Below are 19,370 nucleotides of genomic sequence, written 5' to 3' on the forward strand. Positions count from 1 at the left end.
TTTTATTATGACAGGGATTTTGGTTTTGAGTATAAAAGAGTTATTTAGAATAAAAAAGACTTCTCCCTTCTAGGGAAAAGCCGTTAAAATTACTTATTCATCATCTTCTTGTATAGTCCATTTAAGACCTTTGATTTGTTTTAAACTCTCAATTTCTTCTTCGTTTTCAGGGAAAATATAGCTCTCCTCTTCATGTGAGCTTGAAACCATCCACTCTTTCCCATTTTTGAAGAATGATAAATCCTCCAGTAAATTAGGGTGAACCCACCCGTATAGAGAGTTCGAAAGTTCTTTTAACAAATTTTTTGTGTGTTCATTGGCATAATAATAATAAACATATGCTGTTTGACCATCTCCTAGAATCGTGGTAGCCCATTCAGACTCTTCCTTCATTTCTTTAAGAGATGGTGAAAGTTTATCTAGAATTTCACGATAATCATCAAAATCAGCAAAATCTTTTCTAAAAACTAATTGGAACTCATCACATACTTTACAACATAAATCGATGAGCTCATTATATTCCTTCTTTCTTGGTTGACGATTAAGAACAATCATCGAAAACCTCCTCTATCAAGATTTCTTATCTAGGGGCACCAAAAAAAGCATGTGCTCCAGTTCTTACATATTTACCTTTAAATTTATAAACTGGATGATAGTGATAATGTTTATTTTTACCTTTTTTGTCAATTTCTGCACCTATTACTTTTCCAATCGGACTGGCTGCTTTAGCAATAGATTGTGCATTGTTTTTGGAAGTAGACCAAGTATCTTTTTTCTGAGCTAATCTTTTTACAGCGTTTGCACGACTTATACCTTTTCCAATAAATAAATGAGGTTTATCTTTGTCTCGATAAGCAATAAAGTGATTATGTTTATTGTCTTTCCTTTTTATAAATTCAGAATAAGCAATATAGGTAACACCTAATACTGTTACTGCAAGTCCCAAAGCTATTAAATGTTCTAGTAGAACTGCCCCAATAACAATACCAATAGGAATAACAAATGCAAAAGATGCTTGAATATCTTCAGAATTCACTTCATATTTCTTATCATCTTTTGTATCTTTAAACGTAACATCTAAATTATCATTTAAAAGTGTTTGCAAGTCAACTTCATAATCCTTTGAAACCTTTTCACCTTCACTACTAATTTCTTCAGTTTGATAACTGATTTCTGTTGTTTCTTTATTTAGAGTTAGAATACCAGTTACTCCGTCTTGCTCCTGTGAAATTATATATTTTTCATTACTATCTTCTAAAACATGAAAATCTTTTGTGGTAACAGCCTCTGTTTTATTCGGAAATTGGAAAAACAAAGTTATAACCAGCGATAGACATATAACAATTGAGAATAACTTACTTATTTTATTCATCCTAAACTAAACCTCCGAGTTTCTTGTTTTAAAAAACAATTTTATTCAAATAATCATCAATACCATTTTTTTAAGATTTTATATATTTGTTGGTTTAAACTTTCTTCAGAATTAATATTAAAACGTTCCCGGTACTGTAAAATTAAGCTTACTACACCTGTAATATGAGCACTCGCTAAAGAGGTGCCACTTTCAATCGCATAGTTGTTATGAGGCCTTAGAACTGGTATATCTACACCAGGAGCAGCAAAATTGTAATTTCCTTTAGATGAAAATTCAGCTACCTTCTTATGCTTATCCACAGCGGTTACAGAAAAAACATTCTCATAAGCAGCTGGGTAATCCATTTTCCTTCCATACTTATTACCAACAGCAGCTACTATAATTATGTTTCTTTGTATTGCTTTGTCTATAATCTTCTTAACAGATGGATCATCTTTCATTAATCCAAAACTAGCATTGATAACATCAATTTTATTATCAATACACCATTGAACAGCTTTGACAAAATTTTTTATTGAACCCTTGCCTTTTGAATCTAGAATTTTAACAGGATATAACTCTACATTCTGCGTTATACCCACAAGTCCAATTTCATTATCATTAGCTGTGATTATTCCAGCTACAGCAGTTCCGTGTCCTAAACTGTCCTCTTGTTCTCCTCCTGTACCAATTGTGTTAAGTCCTTTTTTAACTTTATCTACCAAATCAGGGTGTGTCCCATCTATCCCACTATCAATTATTGCTATTCTTACACTTTCTCCTCCTCTATTATTTTCCACATATTTTTTTGTTAACTTTATGCTCCATGGAATCTGTTGATGAATATTATTAGTGTAGTTTAAATTTTTTGAGTGCAATTCAAAGCACTTAAAATAAATTAAAAGAACTATTAATATTACCAAAAATCTCTTTATCAAACTATTGATTCATCACCACTCCTTTTTTCATATATTATTCTATATTATGGTTTTGAGTCAATATAAAACCAAATATGTTATATATTAATATTTTGGTTTACAATAAAAATTTATTGAATAAATTCAAACTAAATATTATGCGTTGACGTCTATTATATATACAATATATGAGTAAACTTTATTAAATACAGGTTTTTTTACAATTGATGGGGGATTCATTTTCATGAGCAGCAAGGAGAATCGTTTACGTTATATATTAGGACTAGATGGGCTAAGAGCCGTTGCTGTATTGGCGGTCATTGCTTATCACTTACATATTGGGCCTGCGAGCGGCGGGTTTCTTGGCGTTGATTTGTTTTTTGTGATTTCTGGTTACTTGATTACAACGATCTTGTTACATAAGCAGGATTTGGGTTATCAAGAGCTTTTACCATTTTGGATGGGCCGAATCAGAAGGCTCCTTCCAGCTGCTTACGTGATGATTTTCTTAACCGTCAGCTGGTGTGCAATTGCGGGTTCGAATGCACTATTGTCCATTCGTGGCGATGCCTTATCGTCCTTTTTTTATGTCAGTAACTGGTGGTACATTTTCCATCAGCTGTCTTATTTTGATAGCTTCAACGCTGTATCTCCACTGAAAAATTTGTGGTCTTTGGCGATAGAAGAGCAATTTTATATCATTTGGCCGGTACTATTGATTGCTGGGCTAAAATGGGTGAAAAATAGATCCCATCTGCCAATGATCACCTTTGGCCTTGCACTTGTCTCCGCCTTATGGATGGCAATCCTTTATTCACCCGATACGGACCCAAGCAGGGTTTATTATGGAACAGATACTCGTGCATTTGCGCTTCTGATTGGGTGCAGCCTAGCATTTGTATGGCCCATGCAAAGACTGTCCAGCAAAAAGCTCCTTCCTGTTGGCAGACGTATTTTACATATCGCTGGTTTTGGTTCGTTTGCGGTTTTTCTTCTATGTGTTTATGCAGTGGACGAATTTGACGGCTTTCTCTATCAAGGCGGCATGCTTTTATTCTGTCTTAATGCAGCGATTTTAATTGCGTGCATCTGCCACCCTGCAAGCCTATTGGGAAAATGGCTCTCCTATCAGCCGCTCGTCTGGATTGGAAAGCGTTCTTATGGTATTTACCTGTGGCATTATCCCATCATCGTGCTGACCACCCCTGTCATTGAAATTGGACAGCCTTCTATGGGGCGTGTCGCATTGCAGATCATTGCCATTTTACTTATCGCAGAGGCCTCTTACCGCTTCATCGAACAGCCGATTCGCCGGCTTGGCTTCACACAATATTTTGCCTCTTGGTCTATTTGGAAAAAGGGATTCAAACAATGGTCTACGTCTCATAAAGTGTTCCTTGGAATCACTGCAGCTCTTTTAATCTTATTTACCATTGGCATGTCCAGTTCGTCCCATACGTCTCCACATGCCAAGGAAGTGACACAAATTAAGACGGCACCGAAAAAAGCAGGAGACTCTACGGAATCGAAAACGAAAAAAAAGAAAGAAAAACACGAGAAGAAAGCAGCAGATCAGAAGCAGTTTCACCAAATTCTTGCTATTGGTGATTCCGTCATGCTGGACATAGCGCCGAATCTTGAAAAGACATATGCACAAATCACCATCGATGCAAAGGTTGGCAGACAAATGAACGAAGCCGTCAGCATCGCTCCTCAGTATGCTTCATTTAATCAATCTGATGCCGCTGTTATCATTGAGCTTGGCACAAATGGCTATTTTACTGAGGGCACATTGACAGCATTCATTCAGCAATTTTCAAAGGCGCACATTTTCCTTGTGAACACGAGAGTCCCAAGGTCTTGGGAAAGCGATGTGAATGCAGTCATTCAGCGAGTGGCCGATCAACATTCCAATGTGACCCTGGTCGATTGGCATTCAGCCGCTACTGGACAGCCTTCTTATTTTCAGCCTGATGGTGTTCACCTTTCAACAAAAGGCTCTGATACATTGACACAGCTCATTACAGCTAGCATCAAGAAAAAAGGAGATGTGTCATCGTCATAAAAAAGACTAGCATCCTGCTAGTCTTCTTTTTATGCCGTTAAAAGGCTGGCTTTCAGCGCTAACACACGCTTTTCCTTCGTTTTTTGATCCACCAACGCAAAATCACCATTCTCATACGCTAATGAAAATAATTGTTCGATATGAAACACACCTGTCTGAAACCGCCTGCCCAATAAATGCAGTGCCGCAGCAGAGGCGACTTGAGCTGTTGCTTGAGACTCATCATGCCCTTTTATTCCAAGTGCTACGTGATGAATCTTGTTCCTCTCCATTCCTGTCGCCTCCACTTTCACTGCATATTGATCTGTTCCCATTTGAGCAGATTGAATCATAGAAATGGCTCGTTCCTTGATTTTCGGCACAGTGAGAAGGGACGTCATTCCAAGGCTCCTTGTGACAGCAAATGCCCGCGTTGCCGCGCGAGAATCAAAACATAGCCTTGTTGTCACAGAAGGCACGCTGAGCGTCAAAGGCAATGTCTGCTGATCAGAGAAGGGGAACTGATAGGCTTGCCGCTTTCCAAGTTTCACACCAAAATCTATACGCTTGCCTCCAGTAAAGCTTTTGACTCTTTTACGCTGATGATGCTCAGTAACCACATAGTCAGTATGGACATTGTCAAGCGTCCATTCAATGGCGGCTTTTCCATGCTGATCACCCAATCCAAGCATAATCCCTATATCTATTTGATTCACTGATGAGAGCATAGATGCTGCTTTCGCTGCCAATAAATTCGTAAGGCCAGGCGCAAGCCCGACGCTGAGTAAAGCCGTTGCACTGGTGTGCTGGTGATCCAGCTTTGCCATCTGTTCCATGTACGCCCCTTTCGCAGAAATATCTATATAATCAATGCCTGACCGCAGAACTGTTTCAGCAAATGACGGGTCTTCTTGATCAAGGCACATGATCACCAGTTTTGTTTGATCCACCCAGTCCGAAAATAACGGCTCACTGACATCTAGTTGATAGGGAAGAACTTTCCCTTTTGTCTGGCGTGAAAATTTCTCAGCTTTCTCATAGCTTCTGCCTGCCGCTACAATTTGTCCGGGATACACTTCGCTTAGCTCAAGACATATTTGCTGTCCAACATGTCCATAGCCGCCTATCACCATCACCTGTGATCTCATTTCTTATCCGCCTCTCTACGACCTCGCTTGCAAACAAGCCCCTTAATCATTCCTGCCTGAAAATAAGGTCTGATGTCTTCAAATCCTGCTTTGATTAAATGCTCTTTTATCTCTTCCTCGGGAACAGGGTGTGTCGCGCTTCCCAGCCTGTCTTTAAAGGACGTAAACACTTCTTTTTCTAGACCTTGCCGCTGCATGAAAAGAGAAAGCATGTGAAGCTCCTGTTGAAATGCTTGGGACTTCATCTCTCCCTGTATAAATGCCAACATAAACGGCGCATCTGGTTGAAGCCTGCGGGCAATCTCTTCTAAAAAGAGCTGGCGCTTTTCTATAAAATGAATGACAAGCAAGCTCACCGCTGCATCGTAAACAGGTTCAGCTGAAACCTTATCTAATGAGGCCTCATGCCATGTGACACGCGCCTCCATCTCAAGCTGTGCAACTCGCTGTTTCGCCATGTCCAGCATAGAAGGTGACGGATCGACCCCTGTGATGAGCCAGCCTTCTTTTCTTTGAAGCATATTGATGATCTCTTCGCCCCCACCCGCTCCAACAGTCAGGATGCGGGGAGCCGCTCCCTTTAATTCAGTTTCTAATACGTCTATTGTCAACTCATGCAATAGCTGATAGCCGGGTACTTTATGAGCAATCGTCGCTGCATATGACTCAGCAACGGGATCGTGCCAATGCTGGTTTCCTTTCATGTCCTTCTCCTCCAGTTCCTTTCCGCTTTACATCGTTTCCTGTACACTAACGGTATGACCTCTTTATTGTAAAAAGAGACACCAGAAAACACGATCCCTAAAAGTGGGGATTTTTGAGGAGGAGATCATGTGACCAATCCAGCCACTCATTTTCAGCAGCTGAGACAACACATTCGGGACGAGCTTGCTACCGTCCTTGATTTTGATGCCGCCTGTATCACGACCATTGATCCAGCCACTCTCCTCTCGACAGGTTCCTTCACAGATGAACCGATTGAAGACATTCATGACCAGCTGTTTCAAAATGAGTTCTTAAAAAAGGACGTACATCAGCATGAGTCTCTAGCCAAAGGTCCCGTTCATGCTGCGAGCCTAGTCCAAAGCGGAGAATACCTTAGCAGTGAGCGCTACCAAGACATTTTGTTACCTAAAGGATGGTCTGATGAATTGCGGGCAGCTCTTGTGATTCAAGGAGAATGCTGGGGCATTGCCAGCCTCTATCGTCTAAAGAACAAGGAACCTTTTCAAGAACAAGATATTCGAGCGGTCATCGAACAAACGCCTAGACTCGCAGCCAAGCTGAGAGATGAACTTTTCAGGAAAAGAGATACCGAAGAGGACGCGGCGGCGGAGCAGCAGGGCTTCCTCATTCTCTCGCACGATTACAACCTTCTTTATGGAAATGAGACGGGTCTTCATTGGCTTCAGACGTTTCAAGTCTTTGAACAAATCCATGACAGGGCGGTTATGCCGCGCCCGTTTAGAGCATTAGGGGCAAAACTTTTATACGGTGGCATCGACCAAACAGCGGCAAGCATGACGAGATTGCCTACGGGGCTGTTCCTCTCGCTTCAAGCATTTCGATTAGCGCAGGCAGCCGGTCAGGAAGAGGCTGTCATGATTCACATCAAGAGAGCCCAAACCAATGATATTCTTCCTTATGCGGCAAAAACGTACAAGCTGACAGAAAGAGAGATGAACGTCCTCGACTGCTTATTAAAAGGACAGTCTACAAAGGAAATTGCCAGCACTTTATTTATTTCAACCCATACCGTCCATGATCATGTGAAGGCGATGCTGCAAAAGACAAATTTGAGCAGCAGGCGGATGCTTGTTTACTTTTTCTCTCACATATAAAAAAGCGGCTACCTCACTGGTAGACCGCTTTTTCGTTTATTTCCCTAAAACTAACTCATGCAGGACATGTGCAACACCGGCTTCATTATTGGACTTTGTCACAACATCCGCTACTGCTTTGACATCATCAATGGCATTTCCCATGGCAACACCACAGCCCGCAAATTCCAGCATCGATACGTCGTTCCCATTGTCACCAATGGCCATGACCTCTTCACGAGCAATCCCCAGCTCTTTCGCTAGGAGCTTCACGGCATTCCCTTTGCTGACTTCAGGATGCAGGATTTCAAGGAAGAAATCTGTACTTTTCACCATCATGTACTTGTCTTTTACTTCAGATGGAATGGCTTGTATCGTCTTTTCCAACCGTTCTGGCTGATCAATATACATCATCTTCGGAAGTCTCATTGAAGGATCTGCCTCTTCAACAGGTAAATATTTAAGCGGCAGCTTTGTTAAATAAGATTCAAGTACTGTGTACTCACTAATATCACGATTCGGTGTGTACAAATGAGCGGAATCGAAATAATGCATCGGTGTATCGAGCTCACGGCTCAGCTTATATAAAGAAGTTAAATCCTCATAGGATAACGTCAGTTCTGACACCACTTCATTTGTGTGACTGTTTTGGACGAGCGCCCCATTATAGGCAATCACATAATCTCCCTCTTGATTGAGCTGAAGATCATCTAAATAGCGATTCACTCCGCCAATAGGCCGTCCTGTACATAACACAATTTTAACGCCCTCTGCTTTCGCCCGTTGAATGGCTTCAAACACCTCATCCGGCACCATATGTTGATCATTTAATAACGTACCATCCATATCAATTGCAACTAATTTATACATTCACTGGTCCCCTTTTCTCAGCAAAAAACGTGCTGCACTATTTTGAGCCATCATCTATATGATGACAGGTTATATCATTACTATTTACCTATTTTAGCCTATCGTTTTTTCATCACGCTGTCTACTTGTTCTCACTTTAACAAAATTGTCATATGTCTTCTCTATTATATCGCATTCTATTCATCCTGCTTTAAATAGAGTTTCTGCCCTTTTCAAATGAGGAAAATAAAACAAATGTTCACCACTGAACATTTTGAAACTAACAAATCTAATTGTATGATGGATAGCAAAGAAAGGAGGTGCAGGGAATGCTTACGTTTACTAGAGGTAAATTGTCAAAAATGTCTGGTGTGCATATTGAAACCATTCGTTTTTATGAAAATGAGGGTGTGCTCCCCGAACCAAAGAGAGCACATAACGGCTATCGTTTATATGATAAAAAATATGTACTCATGCTATCCTTTATCACAGAAGCAAGAAAGCTAGATTTCTCACTCAAAGAAATTCGTGAAATTATTAAATCGCTATTTGAAAAACAATCAAAGACAGAAGCTGAACAGCTGCTCGAACAAAAAGTTGAGGATATTCAACACTCCATTCAAGAGTTAAAGAAGAGGAAAGCTGCCATTCAATTATTAACAAAACAAACATTAGCGAACATCAGCTAATTGTAAGGGTTGCCAAAGATGTGCCAGTGTTTGCCACTGGCGCCCCTCTACGCCCAGGTCTCAAGTGCGCGTACGATTCAAACATCAGTTATACTAGAGACAGCTTTACTTGATATCAAACGAGTGGAAGGGGTTTTGAATAGAATGAACATTGCAACCATTGGAACAGGTGTGATTGTGGAAAGCTTCTTGCAAGCGATTGAACAGCTTGATGGCGCTTCTTGTCACGCCGTCTATTCAAGAAAGGAAGCAACGGCAAAGAAGCTCGCAGACCAATTTGGTGTAAAAACGACTTATACGGATTTAACGGCTATGCTAGAAGATCCAAACATTGACGCTGTTTATATTGCGTCACCGAATCGATTACATAGCGAGCATGCCACGGCTGCATTAAGAAACGGAAAACATGTGATTTGCGAAAAGCCTTTCACCTCTAATGTCAAAGAGCTGGAAGCCTTAATCGCACTAGCAAAGGAAAAGCAGCTTCTCCTATTTGAAGCCATTACGACCGTTCATATGCCAAACTATCATTTAATCAAAAAACACCTTCATCAATTAGGTAAAATCAAACTGGTTCAATGCAACTATAGTCAATATTCAAGCAAATACAATCAGCTGCTAGCCGGCGAAACGCCAAATGTCTTTAACCCTGAATTCTCAGGAGGAGCGTTGATGGATATTAATATCTATAATGTCCATTTCATCATGAATCTCTTCGGATCACCGGAGCAGGTCCGCTACCAGGCAAACCGTCATCCCAATGGCATCGATACATCTGGTGTTTTGACTTTCACCTACAATGATTTCATTGCGACAAGTGTCGGCAGTAAGGATACAAGCAGCATGAATTTTGCATTGATTCAAGGAGAAAAGGGCTTCATTCATGTGAAAAATGGGGCGAATGGCTGTGAGGAAGTGCTGCTTCATGTGAATGACCAGGTGATCTCACTTAATGCACAAACAAATTCAAACCGCCTGTTTTATGAAGCAGAGGCTTTTCAGCACATCATTGAAACAAATAATCATGAACAGTGCTATGCATGGCTTGATGAGAGTCTTTCTGTGATGAAGGTCCTTGATGCTGCAAGAAATGATGCAGGTATTGTTTTCCCAGCAGATCAATTTTAATGATAAAAACCGCCTTCTACACGAGAGGGCGGTTTCTGACAATTAAATACTCTTTGAATACGCCACAAGACGCTGAGACATGTGATTCACTTCATCGACTGCAGCATTTACTTGCTCTGTTAAAGCAGCCTGTGTTTGCGTAAGAGCTGTCATATTCGAGATATTTTCAAGAATTTCATCAATTTGCGTTTTCATTTCCGTCAAGCTAGATTCGATATTCTCCGTTGCATTGGCACTATGAAGCGCCAGCTTACGCACTTCATCTGCAACGACCGAGAATCCTCGTCCCTGCTCACCAGCTCTGGCCGCTTCAATCGCAGCATTTAGACCAAGCAGGTTCGTTTGGTTCGCTACTTCTTTAATCAAGTCAGAAATATTTTTCGTCTCATCTGCACTATTTTTTGCTAGATGGGCAGCAGATGTTGACTGTTCTTGTGCAACAGCCAGCTCCTGCGCTTGATTTGTCACAGAGCTAATGCCTGATACCATTTCGCTGATTGAACTTGAAAGCTGTTCTACTTGTGAAGCCATTTCATCGGCTGTTTTCTCTTTGTTTTTTTCTAACGTGATGTCACGAATGGTTCCTGCCACACGAAGAGGTACACCTTTTTCATCCCGAATGGTTTCACCACCAGCATGATACCAGCGATACTCGCCATTTTTACTCTGCAATCTGTAATCAATATCAAATGGTGTGCGTCCAGAGTGATCATTTAAATGATCTGCAAAAGCTTGTAGAGCTTTTTCTTGATCCTCAGGATGCAGGCGGTCGCTCCAGCTGCTTAATACGTTCGGGAAATCCTTTTCGTCTGTAAAACCAAGCGTTTTTCTGAACTGCGGGGACCACCAGAACTCATTGTATGGATTGACTGGATCGCCGGCCTCTACGACCATGTCCCAAGGAGCTTCCACAAGCGCACGGTTGATCAAATCATATCTCGTCACGAATGCTTGCAGTTCTTCTTCTTTTAATTTCTGATCATGAATATCAAAAAGAGCTCCCGCCACACGAAGAGGGACACCATTTCGATCACGAATGGTCGTGCCAGTTGCTTTGAACCAGCGATAATCTCCGTTTTTCAACTTCAAGCGATATTCGATATCATATGGTGTACGTCCCGAATGATCCGATAAATGCGAAGAGAATGCATTTAAGGTATATTCTTGTTCATCCGGATGAATTCGAGATGCCCAGCTGTCTAAAACGTTCGGAAAATCGTGCTCGTTTTGAAAGCCGATCATTTTGCGGAAATCATCCGTCCATGTGAATTCATTTTTTGGATTGACCGGATCTCCAGCGATCACGACCATATCCCATAAACCAACTTGAATGGCTTTTGTCACTAGATTCATCCGCATTTGAATATCTTCATTAACTTCCTGCATCTTTTGCAAAGCTTCATTTATTTGGGCTACTGCTTCAATCGTTTGACTTGAAGAGAATGCAGCAGTATCTATTCTTGCTGAAAGGTCTCCCTTCTCAATTCGTTCTACTAATCGACTGCTCTCATTTAAAAGGGTTCCCGACGATGAATCATTTGCTTTTCTCATAAACATCTTTCATAACTCCTTTCATTTCTTCATACTTTTTTGAAATATTTTACAGTTATAAACAATTCTTTATTAGGACTTTAGTAATACAGTTGATATATCGACAAAAACTGAAAATTGTTTATGTCAGAATGAAGGCAAATGTTCATTTTTTCACGAAGTTTCAGATTTTGGGGATGGGTCATAGAAAGGACTTATGGAAGAAAACGGCTCATTTGATAGAATCAACCGACTTTTTTGTCTGAAAAATCTCTTTTTTTATATTGACACTGACGTCCCGAAAAAAGAAAATGGAACATAAGCATTTTTAAAAAAGGAGAACGTCATGAGCGCGAATCAGGAACAACAAGAATTAAAAAAGCTTTTATCACCGCGTCACATTCGCATGATTGCATTGGGCGGGGTCATTGGTACAGGAATCTTTAAAGGAAGTGCCGATACAATCGGTTTAGCAGGTCCTGGGGTCATCTTTTCCTATGTATTTGCCGGATTATTATTGCTCATCGTGATGGCAGCCTTAGCTGAAATGGCGATTGTCTATCCAGGAAATAACCTTCGCGACCTGATACAGATTGCGCTTGGTCAACGTTTTTCATTTGTCGTCGGCTGGGTTTACTGTTTCATGTGGCTCACTGTGTGTGTCATCGAGATTATTGCGGCAGGCAGCCTGCTTCAATACTGGTTACCGAACGTGCCGCTATGGTCACTATGTTTACTCTGCTCTCTCTTAGTCATCGGAATTAACTTAAATAATGTAAAATACTTTGGTGAAATTGAGTTTTGGTTCGCTGGAATGAAGATTTTCGTTATTATTGTGTTTATTATTCTTGGTGCAGCCCTATTATTTGGGATCATTCCGAACGAACAAAGCACATCTGCACTCACCAACTATCAAAACTTCGTCCCGAACGGATGGGGTGCGATCTTTGCCTCTTTATTAGTTGTTATTTTCTCTTACGGGGGCTCTGAATTGATCGGGCTGACTATTACAGAAACAAAGGATGCCGAAAAGGTCTTGCCTGGTGTTGTTAAAAGTATGATGTGGCGTATTATCTTATTTTACACTTTGCCGATTTTGATCATCTGTGGACTCATTCCTTGGAATCAAATTGATCCAAATAACAGCCCATTTGTTCAAGTCTTTTCAGCAGCCGGTATGCAAGGCGCCTCTCACTTCATTAATTTCGTATTGATTACAGCCGTTCTATCGGCGGCCAATTCTGGCATTTATGGCACGACGAGAATGATGCATTCTCTCTCTAAATCAGATGGCGGTCCGAAAAAACTGGCACAGGTCAACAAAAGAGGCGTACCCATTTTGAGTTTATGGGTGACCGTTCTGTTTCTTCTCATCGGGACATTCTTTGCTTACTTATACCCAGAGCAAATTTTCAGTTATATGCTAGCTATTCCTGGTTTTGCTGTTTCACTCATTTGGATTAGCATTTGCATGGCACATCTGAAACTTCGCCCGAAATATCCACAGGAGCCTTATTTTAAGGTGTGGCTGTTTCCGTATTTGACTTTATTTGCAGGTCTTGTACTAAGTGTGAGTTTTGTGATGTTTCTATTCAGACAAGAAAACTTGCCTAGCTCGATTATCAGCATCGGTTTCTTAGTCGCAGCCATCATCGCTTCATTCTTAATGAAAAAGAAGGCTTAAACGCTAAAACCCGCCAATGAGGCGGGTTTTTTCATGAACTACTGTCTTCTTTCACTTCAAAATCAACCGACGCTTTTGGGATACCGTTAATGATAATCGATAAAGTATGAGTCCCCTCATAATGTTTTCTTGTCGTCATATTTTGAAAAGACTGTGACCTGACGAATTCTCTATGTAACGTTGCGTCTGTTTCAAACTCTGTGATTTTAAATACCTTTTGATTGCGAGTCCCCCGAGCTTTGACGTAGTCTATGGCATACTCTACACGCAGCTTTAGCGGCTTATCGGCTTGTAGGGTAAAATGAAATGTCATTTTCTCACCGATCCGAATAGGGTTTTGTATGATCTTCAAATCCGTTACCTGAACGGATGGATCGTCCCCATAGCCAAACAACGCCATAATATCTGGATCTCCTTTTTTGAGTAAAGTACGGGATGCATGTTTAACAATCCAGTTCGTATGTTTGTTGGTTCCATACCAGTTTTGAACTGTCTGTTTCATCAGATCTGGCTGAATTGCAGAGATATCATTTAAATGATTCGCTACACTTTTTTGCACATACCGCGACGGGTCTTCCTTCAAGTTTTCCAAAATGGGCAGCGTGACCGAAAGATTCTTTTTAAGCGAAGGGACAGATAAGCCCCATGGCAGACGCGGTCTGCAGCCTTCACTAGCCAGCCTCCGTAAATGCTCTTCTTGATCCTGAGACCATACGAGCATTTGCGCCAGCATTTTGTCCTGATCTTGAATCAGAAATGGCCGAACGGCAAATTCAGAAGTGGAAAAGGGTGTGAAGAATTCGAGCGCCTTGATCGAGAGGTCCCAGTGTGCAAGGCCGTACGTCTCGACGTAGTCTGGAAATACGAGCGCACTAAGTCCTGAAAAATGCGGGGCTGCCTGACGCAGTACCTCAATTGCCTCCTCATAATCCTCTGGTAGACAGGCATGCATCGATTCAGTGACTCGTCTCATCCGTCCTTTTAACTCAAGCTGCTGCCAATCCTCTTGAAATACGAGCCGCTGGAATGGCTCAGCATCAAATACAGTTGAAGCCTGCGTAAGTTTCTCCGCTAATTCTTGGATAAATAATTCATTGTACACATGTTTTAATGGTTCGATCGTGTCCACCTCCCACATTTCAATATCATTATTTTACCCCAATCTGAAGAAAGTGGTATTAAAAAGAGCCCAATTCCAAAGAACTAGGCTGTTGTTCGCTATATAAACATATTAATGATCATAATAAATGCAATGGCACTAACGGAAATGATCGTCTCCATAGCCGTCCATGTCAAAAACGTCTCTTTAATGGTCATACCAAAATACTCCTTGATCAGCCAAAAACCAGAGTCATTGACGTGAGATAAAATTAATGAACCTGCTCCTGTTGCTAACACAAGCAGCTCCCTGCTCACATCAGGCATAGTTGCAGCAATTGGTGCTACAATACCTGCTGCCGTCATCATGGATACCGTCGCAGATCCTGTTGCCACACGAATCACTGCAGCAATCAGCCAGCTAAGCAAAATCGGTGAAATCGGCGAGTGTTTGGCTAAATCTGCAATATAATCACCGACACCTGAATCAATGAGCACATTATTGAAAGCTCCTCCTGCTCCAATGACAAGCAAGATGGAAGCGATCGGACCTAAGCACTCATTACTAAAGGAAAGCACCCGGTCACGGCTCATTCCTTGCATAAAGCCAAGACTGAAAAATGAATAAACTGTTGCAATCAGCAGTGCTGTTATTGGATCTCCGATGTACTTGAATATCTGGAACCACATATTGTCCTCTGGTAAGATAATGTCCGCCAATGTGGCAAGAAGCATCAGAATCACTGGCACCAATATGGTAAACATCGTATTCGCAAAGCCGGGGAGCCTTCGATCTTCATTTCGTTCAGTGAATTGCTTTCTCAGCATCTCCGGAACGGGTTTATGTATCCGTTTTCCAATCCACTTACCGTACAGCGGGCCAGCAATAATCGCTGTCGGCAATCCCACAATAATAGAGAAGAAAATGGTTTTCCCCACGTTGGCATGATAGATGCCAACGGCTGCCATTGCCGCTGGATGAGGCGGGACTAGCCCATGCACGACAGACAAGCCAGCGATTAACGAGATCCCAATGGTCACGAGCGAGATGCCTGTTTCAATGGCAATTGTAAAAAGTAAAGGAATGAGAAGAACGAAACCGACCTGGAAAAAGACAGGTATCCCCACGATAAAAGCAACAAACATCATTGCCCAATGCACATTCTTCGTCCCAAACCGACCGATTAAAGTTTGAGCTATTCGCTCTGCTCCCCCTGATTCAGCCATCATTTTCCCAAGCATGGTACCAAGCGCTAGAACAATGGCCAGCAATGATAACGTATTGCCTAATCCCGTTTTAATCGATTGAATGATTTCCTGCAAATCCATCCCCGTCGCAAAGCCCACTAGCATCGAAGTAATAATTAAGCTCACAAATGGATTCAACTTAACGACTGTAATGAGAATGAGTAAAAGGACAATCGCCGCAATCACGATGAATAAAAGCATGTTCTCCCACCTTTTCCCTGATGTTTAACGATTTTGTTTTAATTGCAGCGCACTAATGACATCAAATTCATCCTTCAGTTTGTCGTAGAGGCGCTCATATAAATAAAACAGCTCTATGTAAGTTTCATTGTTCTTCATATTAGGTTCATGACGAGCAGAGATTCGAATCCACTCTTGAACCTCTTCTATCTCTTCCATATGACCTAAACTATAAAGTGCAAGGACAGCCGCCCCCAGTGCTGACGCCTCGTAGCTTTCTGGAACAAGCACTTCTCTACCCATCGTATCCGCTAAAATTTGCCGCCACAGCGGAGATCGTGCAAATCCGCCCGAAGCTCTGACATCCTTTGCTGAACCGGTTAAATCTCTTAAGGCAACACCGATCGAGAAAACACTCATAATGACGCCTTCTAACACAGCTCTAATAAAATGCTCCCGCTTATGCTGAAGACCGATTCCAAAGAAGGTGCCTCTCGCATTTGGATTCCAATAAGGTGCCCGCTCACCTGATAAAAATGGCAGAAACAGCAGACCCTCAGAACCAGCTGGAACCTTTTCCGCGATGTCCATCATCAGATCGTAAGGGTCCACACCTAGACGCTTTGCTACCTCCACCTCTGATGACCCGAATTCATCCTTCAGCCATCTCAGCATGATCCCGCCATTATTGGTCGGTCCTCCTACAACCCAATGCTTATCTGTCAGGGCATAGCAGAACGTTCTTGATTGCTCATCTGTAATTGGTTTGTCTACAACCGTACGGACAGCACCGCTTGTCCCAATCGTAACAGCCACCTCTCCTTTGCCAATCGCGCCCACACCTAAATTCGCTAGAACGCCATCATTCGCACCAATGACAAATGGTGTATCTTCTTTAATGCCCATGCGCAGTGCAATCTCTGGCTGAAGTCCTTTCAGTTGATATGTCGTTGGGACAAGTTCAGATAGTTGACAGGCTTCAATTCCAGCAATACGAAGCGCCTTCTCATCCCATCGAAGCGTTTCCAATTGGAACAGTCCCGTTGCTGAAGCGATTGAATAATCAACGACATACTGACCGAAAAAATGATAAAGAATATATTCTTTGATCGAAATAAATTTTGCTGCCTTCTTGAAGACATTCGGTGCCATTTCTTTCATCCAACGTATTTTTGAAAGCGGTGACATTGGATGGATCGGAGTACCTGTCCTTTTATAAATGTGGAATCCATCCATATCTGATTTAATTCGTTTCGCTTGTTCTGCACTTCTGTTATCTGCCCAAATGATACTGTTCGTTAGCGTCTTTCCATCCTGATCCATCACAATTAAGGAATGCATCGCTGTACTGATCCCGATGCCTATAAGATTTTCTTCATCAAATGCTGCTTCCGTCAATGCACCTCTTACACTCGCAATGACGGCTTCTAATATCTTCTCAGGGTCCTGCTCAACCCATGCTGGCTGGGGCTGAATGAGCTCATAAGGAACTGAATGCTTCGCTAATACCTTCCCCTGAGGTCCAAACAGAACCGCCTTTGTACTTGTTGTTCCAATATCCAAACCAATTACCGCCTGGTTCCCCTTCATCTGTATCACGCCCAATCATTGATTTGAAGTCACATATGTAGTTTTTGAATTGCCTGTTAGATCCCATTATAAAAATAATTTTTTCGACATTCAACGACCGAAAAGAAAATTATTTTCAATAAAAAGCTCACAATCGTTACCACATCAGCATTTTTCATTATCAGAAAAATTTATTTTTGGAATCATTACACCCTTTTTTGTGAAATGGTTTCTCGCATTTGCTTTAAATTTGTTATTGTTTCCTGCTGCCTTAAGTGAGCAAGTGCAAAATATAGAACGTCAATGACCGTCAGCTGCGCAAGTCTTGCGGACATCGCTTCTGTTCGAAAAGCCGTTTCTTGTGTCGCAGTATACAACGTGACATCTGCAAGCTGACTCAATGGTGAGCGCTGATAGCTTGTAATACCGATGGTTTTAGCTCCTTTACTCTTTGCTGTTTTCATCGCATCGAGCAAATCTTTATTTCGTCCAGAATGAGATATACCGATCACTGTACTGTGCTGATCAAGAAGACCAGCAGACATCGCTTGAAAGTGAGAATCTGTGTGAACAATACAGTTGATGCCTGTCCTCATAAATTTATGAAAAGCGTCTGTCGCAATGAGCCCAGATCCACCACTTCCATAAAACTCTAAGCGTTTTGCTTCATGAATGATTTGTATGGCTTTTTCTACATCCTCTGGATTCAACAATTGAAAGCTATCCTTTAAAGCGGATATATTCGTCTGAAAAACCTTTTGCATAAAAATAGCCATATCATCATCAAGACTCATTTCTTCATCTACATAATTAGGCTTTGTTTGGTCTATTTCCTGGGCAATAGCAATCTTCAAATCTTGAAAGCCCTCAAATCCAAGCCTTTTACAAAGACGAAAAATCGTTGCCTCTGAGCTTGCAGTTTTTTTCGCAAGCTCGACAATAGATAAATGGATGATGTCGCGGGGCTCACTCGTAATATGCTCTGCAATTGCTTTCAGCTTTGGCGGCAATCCCCTGCTTGCTGCTCGTATTTTTTCAATACTACTTAAACTAACAGAAGCCAATTGACTTCACTCCTCCCTTATTCATGTGAACGCATACATTTCCTCATGTTCCCATCTTATAAAAAAGAAGCCTGTTTGCACAGACTTCTTTTTTAAGCGTTCATTGTTTTGATCAATAAATCAAAGAAAGCGTCAGCATTTACATCCGTACACACTTGAACGTTGCGCTCTTTCTCCCATTGATGCTGAAAATCACAGATCATCTGTCCATCACAAAACTCACTCTTCGTCTCGACGTCCACATGAAAAGCCTGTGTGCTCACGAGCTGCTTGTCAATGGCAAGACTGACAGCAAGCGGATCATGCATGGCACACGCCCACACACCATTGCGCTCAAAATAGCGCTGACGGTAAATGCTTGTACTCTCTCTAATATAATGGGCCAACGTTTCATTCTGAATCGCATCAATTCTTTCATCCGTAAGCAAGACCTGTCTCGTGACATCTAAACCCACTTGAGTCAATGAAGGGAACCCTGCATCCAGCACTAACTTTGCCGCTTCTGGGTCTGCATATGTATTAAATTCCGCTACCGGAGTGACGTTCCCCTGTCCCTGCACGACACCACCCATAAAAATGACTTCTTTCACGTGATGAATCAGCTCAGGGCACTTTTTCACTGCAAGAGCTAAATTCGTTAAAGGTCCTGTCAACACAAGCGTAACCTGCTTCGAATACTGCATCACCCGGTCGATGATAAAATCAGGCGCAAAACCAGCATCTGCTTTCTTCTTAGGCTGAGCATCCTTTAAAGCACCGCCAATCCCATCCTCTCCGTGAACCCGATGTTCATAATGGGGCGCTCTTAAAAGAGGGGTTGCTGCACCTTTGATGACAGGAATATCATCTGCCTCAACCAGCTCAAGCACTTTACACGTATTCAATGTAGCCGCATCGACAGACACATTCCCACACACCGTCGTAATCCCCAAGATATCAAACTGCTGACTTTTCACTGCCAGCAAAATCCCAATCGCATCATCAATTCCAGTATCTACGTCCAAGATCAATTTCTTTTTATTTGCCATGATTGAAATCTCTCCCTTAT

Annotated in this window: 17 protein-coding genes; 5 read left to right on the top strand and 12 right to left on the bottom strand. The window is 41.7% G+C overall.

Annotated elements, in window-relative coordinates; all coding sequences use genetic code 11:
- Positions 1–93 precede the first annotated feature (93 nt).
- The 3 genes from MHB83_RS04110 to MHB83_RS04120 are packed head-to-tail and all read right to left on the bottom strand — an operon-like array spanning position 94 to position 2,292.
- Positions 94–555 (bottom strand): stage III sporulation protein AH, encoded by a 462-nt coding sequence (locus MHB83_RS04110; RefSeq protein WP_282059745.1) that lies wholly within the window; start codon positions 553–555, stop codon positions 94–96.
- A gap of 25 nt (positions 556–580) precedes the next feature.
- Positions 581–1,372 (bottom strand): SAR2788 family putative toxin, encoded by a 792-nt coding sequence (locus tag MHB83_RS04115; RefSeq protein WP_342496654.1) that lies wholly within the window; start codon positions 1,370–1,372, stop codon positions 581–583.
- A 56-nt stretch (positions 1,373–1,428) separates the two neighbouring features.
- On the bottom strand, positions 1,429–2,292 hold the full coding sequence (locus tag MHB83_RS04120; protein WP_342496655.1) for a S8 family peptidase: 864 nt from the start codon (positions 2,290–2,292) through the stop codon (positions 1,429–1,431).
- Between the two features lie 223 nt (positions 2,293–2,515).
- Here MHB83_RS04120 and MHB83_RS04125 point away from each other — a divergent pair, with 223 nt between their 5' ends.
- On the top strand, positions 2,516–4,336 hold the full coding sequence (locus tag MHB83_RS04125; protein WP_226804470.1) for an acyltransferase family protein: 1,821 nt from the start codon (positions 2,516–2,518) through the stop codon (positions 4,334–4,336).
- Between the two features lie 29 nt (positions 4,337–4,365).
- On the opposite strand, the gene MHB83_RS04130 is transcribed toward MHB83_RS04125, so the two are convergent.
- Entirely contained in the window at positions 4,366–5,463 is a 1,098-nt protein-coding gene (locus tag MHB83_RS04130; RefSeq protein ID WP_226804472.1) for a saccharopine dehydrogenase NADP-binding domain-containing protein, read from the bottom strand.
- Positions 5,460–6,167 carry a class I SAM-dependent methyltransferase gene (locus tag MHB83_RS04135; RefSeq protein ID WP_226804474.1) on the bottom strand — a complete coding sequence of 236 codons (708 nt, stop codon included), beginning with the start codon at positions 6,165–6,167 and terminating at the stop codon, positions 5,460–5,462. The genes MHB83_RS04130 and MHB83_RS04135 overlap by 4 nt, the downstream gene beginning before the upstream one ends.
- A 129-nt stretch (positions 6,168–6,296) precedes the next feature.
- Between MHB83_RS04135 and MHB83_RS04140 the strand changes: the two genes are divergently transcribed.
- Positions 6,297–7,304: a helix-turn-helix transcriptional regulator gene (locus tag MHB83_RS04140; RefSeq protein ID WP_106029426.1), complete on the top strand. Its 1,008-nt coding sequence runs from the start codon at positions 6,297–6,299 to the stop codon at positions 7,302–7,304.
- 36 nt (positions 7,305–7,340) lie between these two features.
- Here the strand turns inward: MHB83_RS04140 and yidA are convergent, their stop codons facing one another.
- Positions 7,341–8,153 carry a sugar-phosphatase gene (gene yidA, locus MHB83_RS04145; RefSeq protein ID WP_251190609.1) on the bottom strand — a complete coding sequence of 271 codons (813 nt, stop codon included), beginning with the start codon at positions 8,151–8,153 and terminating at the stop codon, positions 7,341–7,343.
- Positions 8,154–8,461: 308 nt separating this feature from the next.
- On the opposite strand from yidA, the gene MHB83_RS04150 reads away from it, so the two are divergent.
- Together MHB83_RS04150 and MHB83_RS04155 are read left to right on the top strand one after the other, a co-directional pair.
- Positions 8,462–8,821, top strand: coding sequence for a MerR family transcriptional regulator (locus MHB83_RS04150; RefSeq protein ID WP_003215283.1), 360 nt, complete (start codon positions 8,462–8,464; stop codon positions 8,819–8,821).
- A 144-nt stretch (positions 8,822–8,965) separates the two neighbouring features.
- On the top strand, positions 8,966–9,949 hold the full coding sequence (locus tag MHB83_RS04155; RefSeq protein WP_268459358.1) for a Gfo/Idh/MocA family oxidoreductase: 984 nt from the start codon (positions 8,966–8,968) through the stop codon (positions 9,947–9,949).
- 42 nt (positions 9,950–9,991) lie between these two features.
- Here MHB83_RS04155 and MHB83_RS04160 read toward each other — a convergent pair whose 3' ends face one another.
- Complete coding sequence (locus MHB83_RS04160) at positions 9,992–11,506, bottom strand: PAS domain-containing protein (RefSeq protein ID WP_137054160.1); 1,515 nt, start codon at positions 11,504–11,506, stop codon at positions 9,992–9,994.
- Positions 11,507–11,825: 319 nt separating this feature from the next.
- On the opposite strand from MHB83_RS04160, the gene MHB83_RS04165 reads away from it, so the two are divergent.
- Positions 11,826–13,163 (top strand): amino acid permease, encoded by a 1,338-nt coding sequence (locus tag MHB83_RS04165; protein ID WP_050944589.1) that lies wholly within the window; start codon positions 11,826–11,828, stop codon positions 13,161–13,163.
- Positions 13,164–13,194: 31 nt separating this feature from the next.
- Here MHB83_RS04165 and MHB83_RS04170 read toward each other — a convergent pair whose 3' ends face one another.
- From MHB83_RS04170 to MHB83_RS04190, 5 genes are all read right to left on the bottom strand, one after another.
- Positions 13,195–14,301 carry a DNA alkylation repair protein gene (locus tag MHB83_RS04170; RefSeq protein ID WP_342496656.1) on the bottom strand — a complete coding sequence of 369 codons (1,107 nt, stop codon included), beginning with the start codon at positions 14,299–14,301 and terminating at the stop codon, positions 13,195–13,197.
- Between the two features lie 80 nt (positions 14,302–14,381).
- A complete protein-coding gene (locus tag MHB83_RS04175; protein WP_050944591.1) occupies positions 14,382–15,710 on the bottom strand; it encodes a GntP family permease in 1,329 nt (442 codons plus the stop codon).
- Positions 15,711–15,734: 24 nt separating this feature from the next.
- Positions 15,735–17,279 carry a gluconokinase gene (gntK, locus tag MHB83_RS04180; protein ID WP_342496657.1) on the bottom strand — a complete coding sequence of 515 codons (1,545 nt, stop codon included), beginning with the start codon at positions 17,277–17,279 and terminating at the stop codon, positions 15,735–15,737.
- Between the two features lie 185 nt (positions 17,280–17,464).
- Positions 17,465–18,322 carry a MurR/RpiR family transcriptional regulator gene (locus MHB83_RS04185; protein ID WP_044140358.1) on the bottom strand — a complete coding sequence of 286 codons (858 nt, stop codon included), beginning with the start codon at positions 18,320–18,322 and terminating at the stop codon, positions 17,465–17,467.
- Positions 18,323–18,414: 92 nt separating this feature from the next.
- Positions 18,415–19,350 carry a nucleoside hydrolase gene (locus MHB83_RS04190; protein WP_342496658.1) on the bottom strand — a complete coding sequence of 312 codons (936 nt, stop codon included), beginning with the start codon at positions 19,348–19,350 and terminating at the stop codon, positions 18,415–18,417.
- Positions 19,351–19,370 lie beyond the last annotated feature (20 nt).

Source organism: Bacillus sp. FSL K6-3149 (assembly GCF_038630515.1).
Taxonomy (GTDB): domain Bacteria; phylum Bacillota; class Bacilli; order Bacillales; family Bacillaceae; genus Bacillus; species Bacillus pumilus.

Coding starts and splice junctions, on each gene's coding strand:
- MHB83_RS04110 (WP_282059745.1), bottom strand. CDS start 555: ATGATTGTTCTTAATCGTCAACCAAGAAAGAAGGAATATAATGAGCTC.
- MHB83_RS04115 (WP_342496654.1), bottom strand. CDS start 1,372: ATGAATAAAATAAGTAAGTTATTCTCAATTGTTATATGTCTATCGCTG.
- MHB83_RS04125 (WP_226804470.1), top strand. CDS start 2,516: ATGAGCAGCAAGGAGAATCGTTTACGTTATATATTAGGACTAGATGGG.
- MHB83_RS04130 (WP_226804472.1), bottom strand. CDS start 5,463: ATGAGATCACAGGTGATGGTGATAGGCGGCTATGGACATGTTGGACAG.
- MHB83_RS04135 (WP_226804474.1), bottom strand. CDS start 6,167: ATGAAAGGAAACCAGCATTGGCACGATCCCGTTGCTGAGTCATATGCA.
- yidA (WP_251190609.1), bottom strand. CDS start 8,153: ATGTATAAATTAGTTGCAATTGATATGGATGGTACGTTATTAAATGAT.
- MHB83_RS04150 (WP_003215283.1), top strand. CDS start 8,462: ATGCTTACGTTTACTAGAGGTAAATTGTCAAAAATGTCTGGTGTGCAT.
- MHB83_RS04155 (WP_268459358.1), top strand. CDS start 8,966: ATGAACATTGCAACCATTGGAACAGGTGTGATTGTGGAAAGCTTCTTG.
- MHB83_RS04160 (WP_137054160.1), bottom strand. CDS start 11,506: ATGTTTATGAGAAAAGCAAATGATTCATCGTCGGGAACCCTTTTAAAT.
- MHB83_RS04165 (WP_050944589.1), top strand. CDS start 11,826: ATGAGCGCGAATCAGGAACAACAAGAATTAAAAAAGCTTTTATCACCG.
- MHB83_RS04170 (WP_342496656.1), bottom strand. CDS start 14,301: ATGTGGGAGGTGGACACGATCGAACCATTAAAACATGTGTACAATGAA.
- MHB83_RS04175 (WP_050944591.1), bottom strand. CDS start 15,710: ATGCTTTTATTCATCGTGATTGCGGCGATTGTCCTTTTACTCATTCTC.
- gntK (WP_342496657.1), bottom strand. CDS start 17,279: ATGAAGGGGAACCAGGCGGTAATTGGTTTGGATATTGGAACAACAAGT.
- MHB83_RS04190 (WP_342496658.1), bottom strand. CDS start 19,350: ATGGCAAATAAAAAGAAATTGATCTTGGACGTAGATACTGGAATTGAT.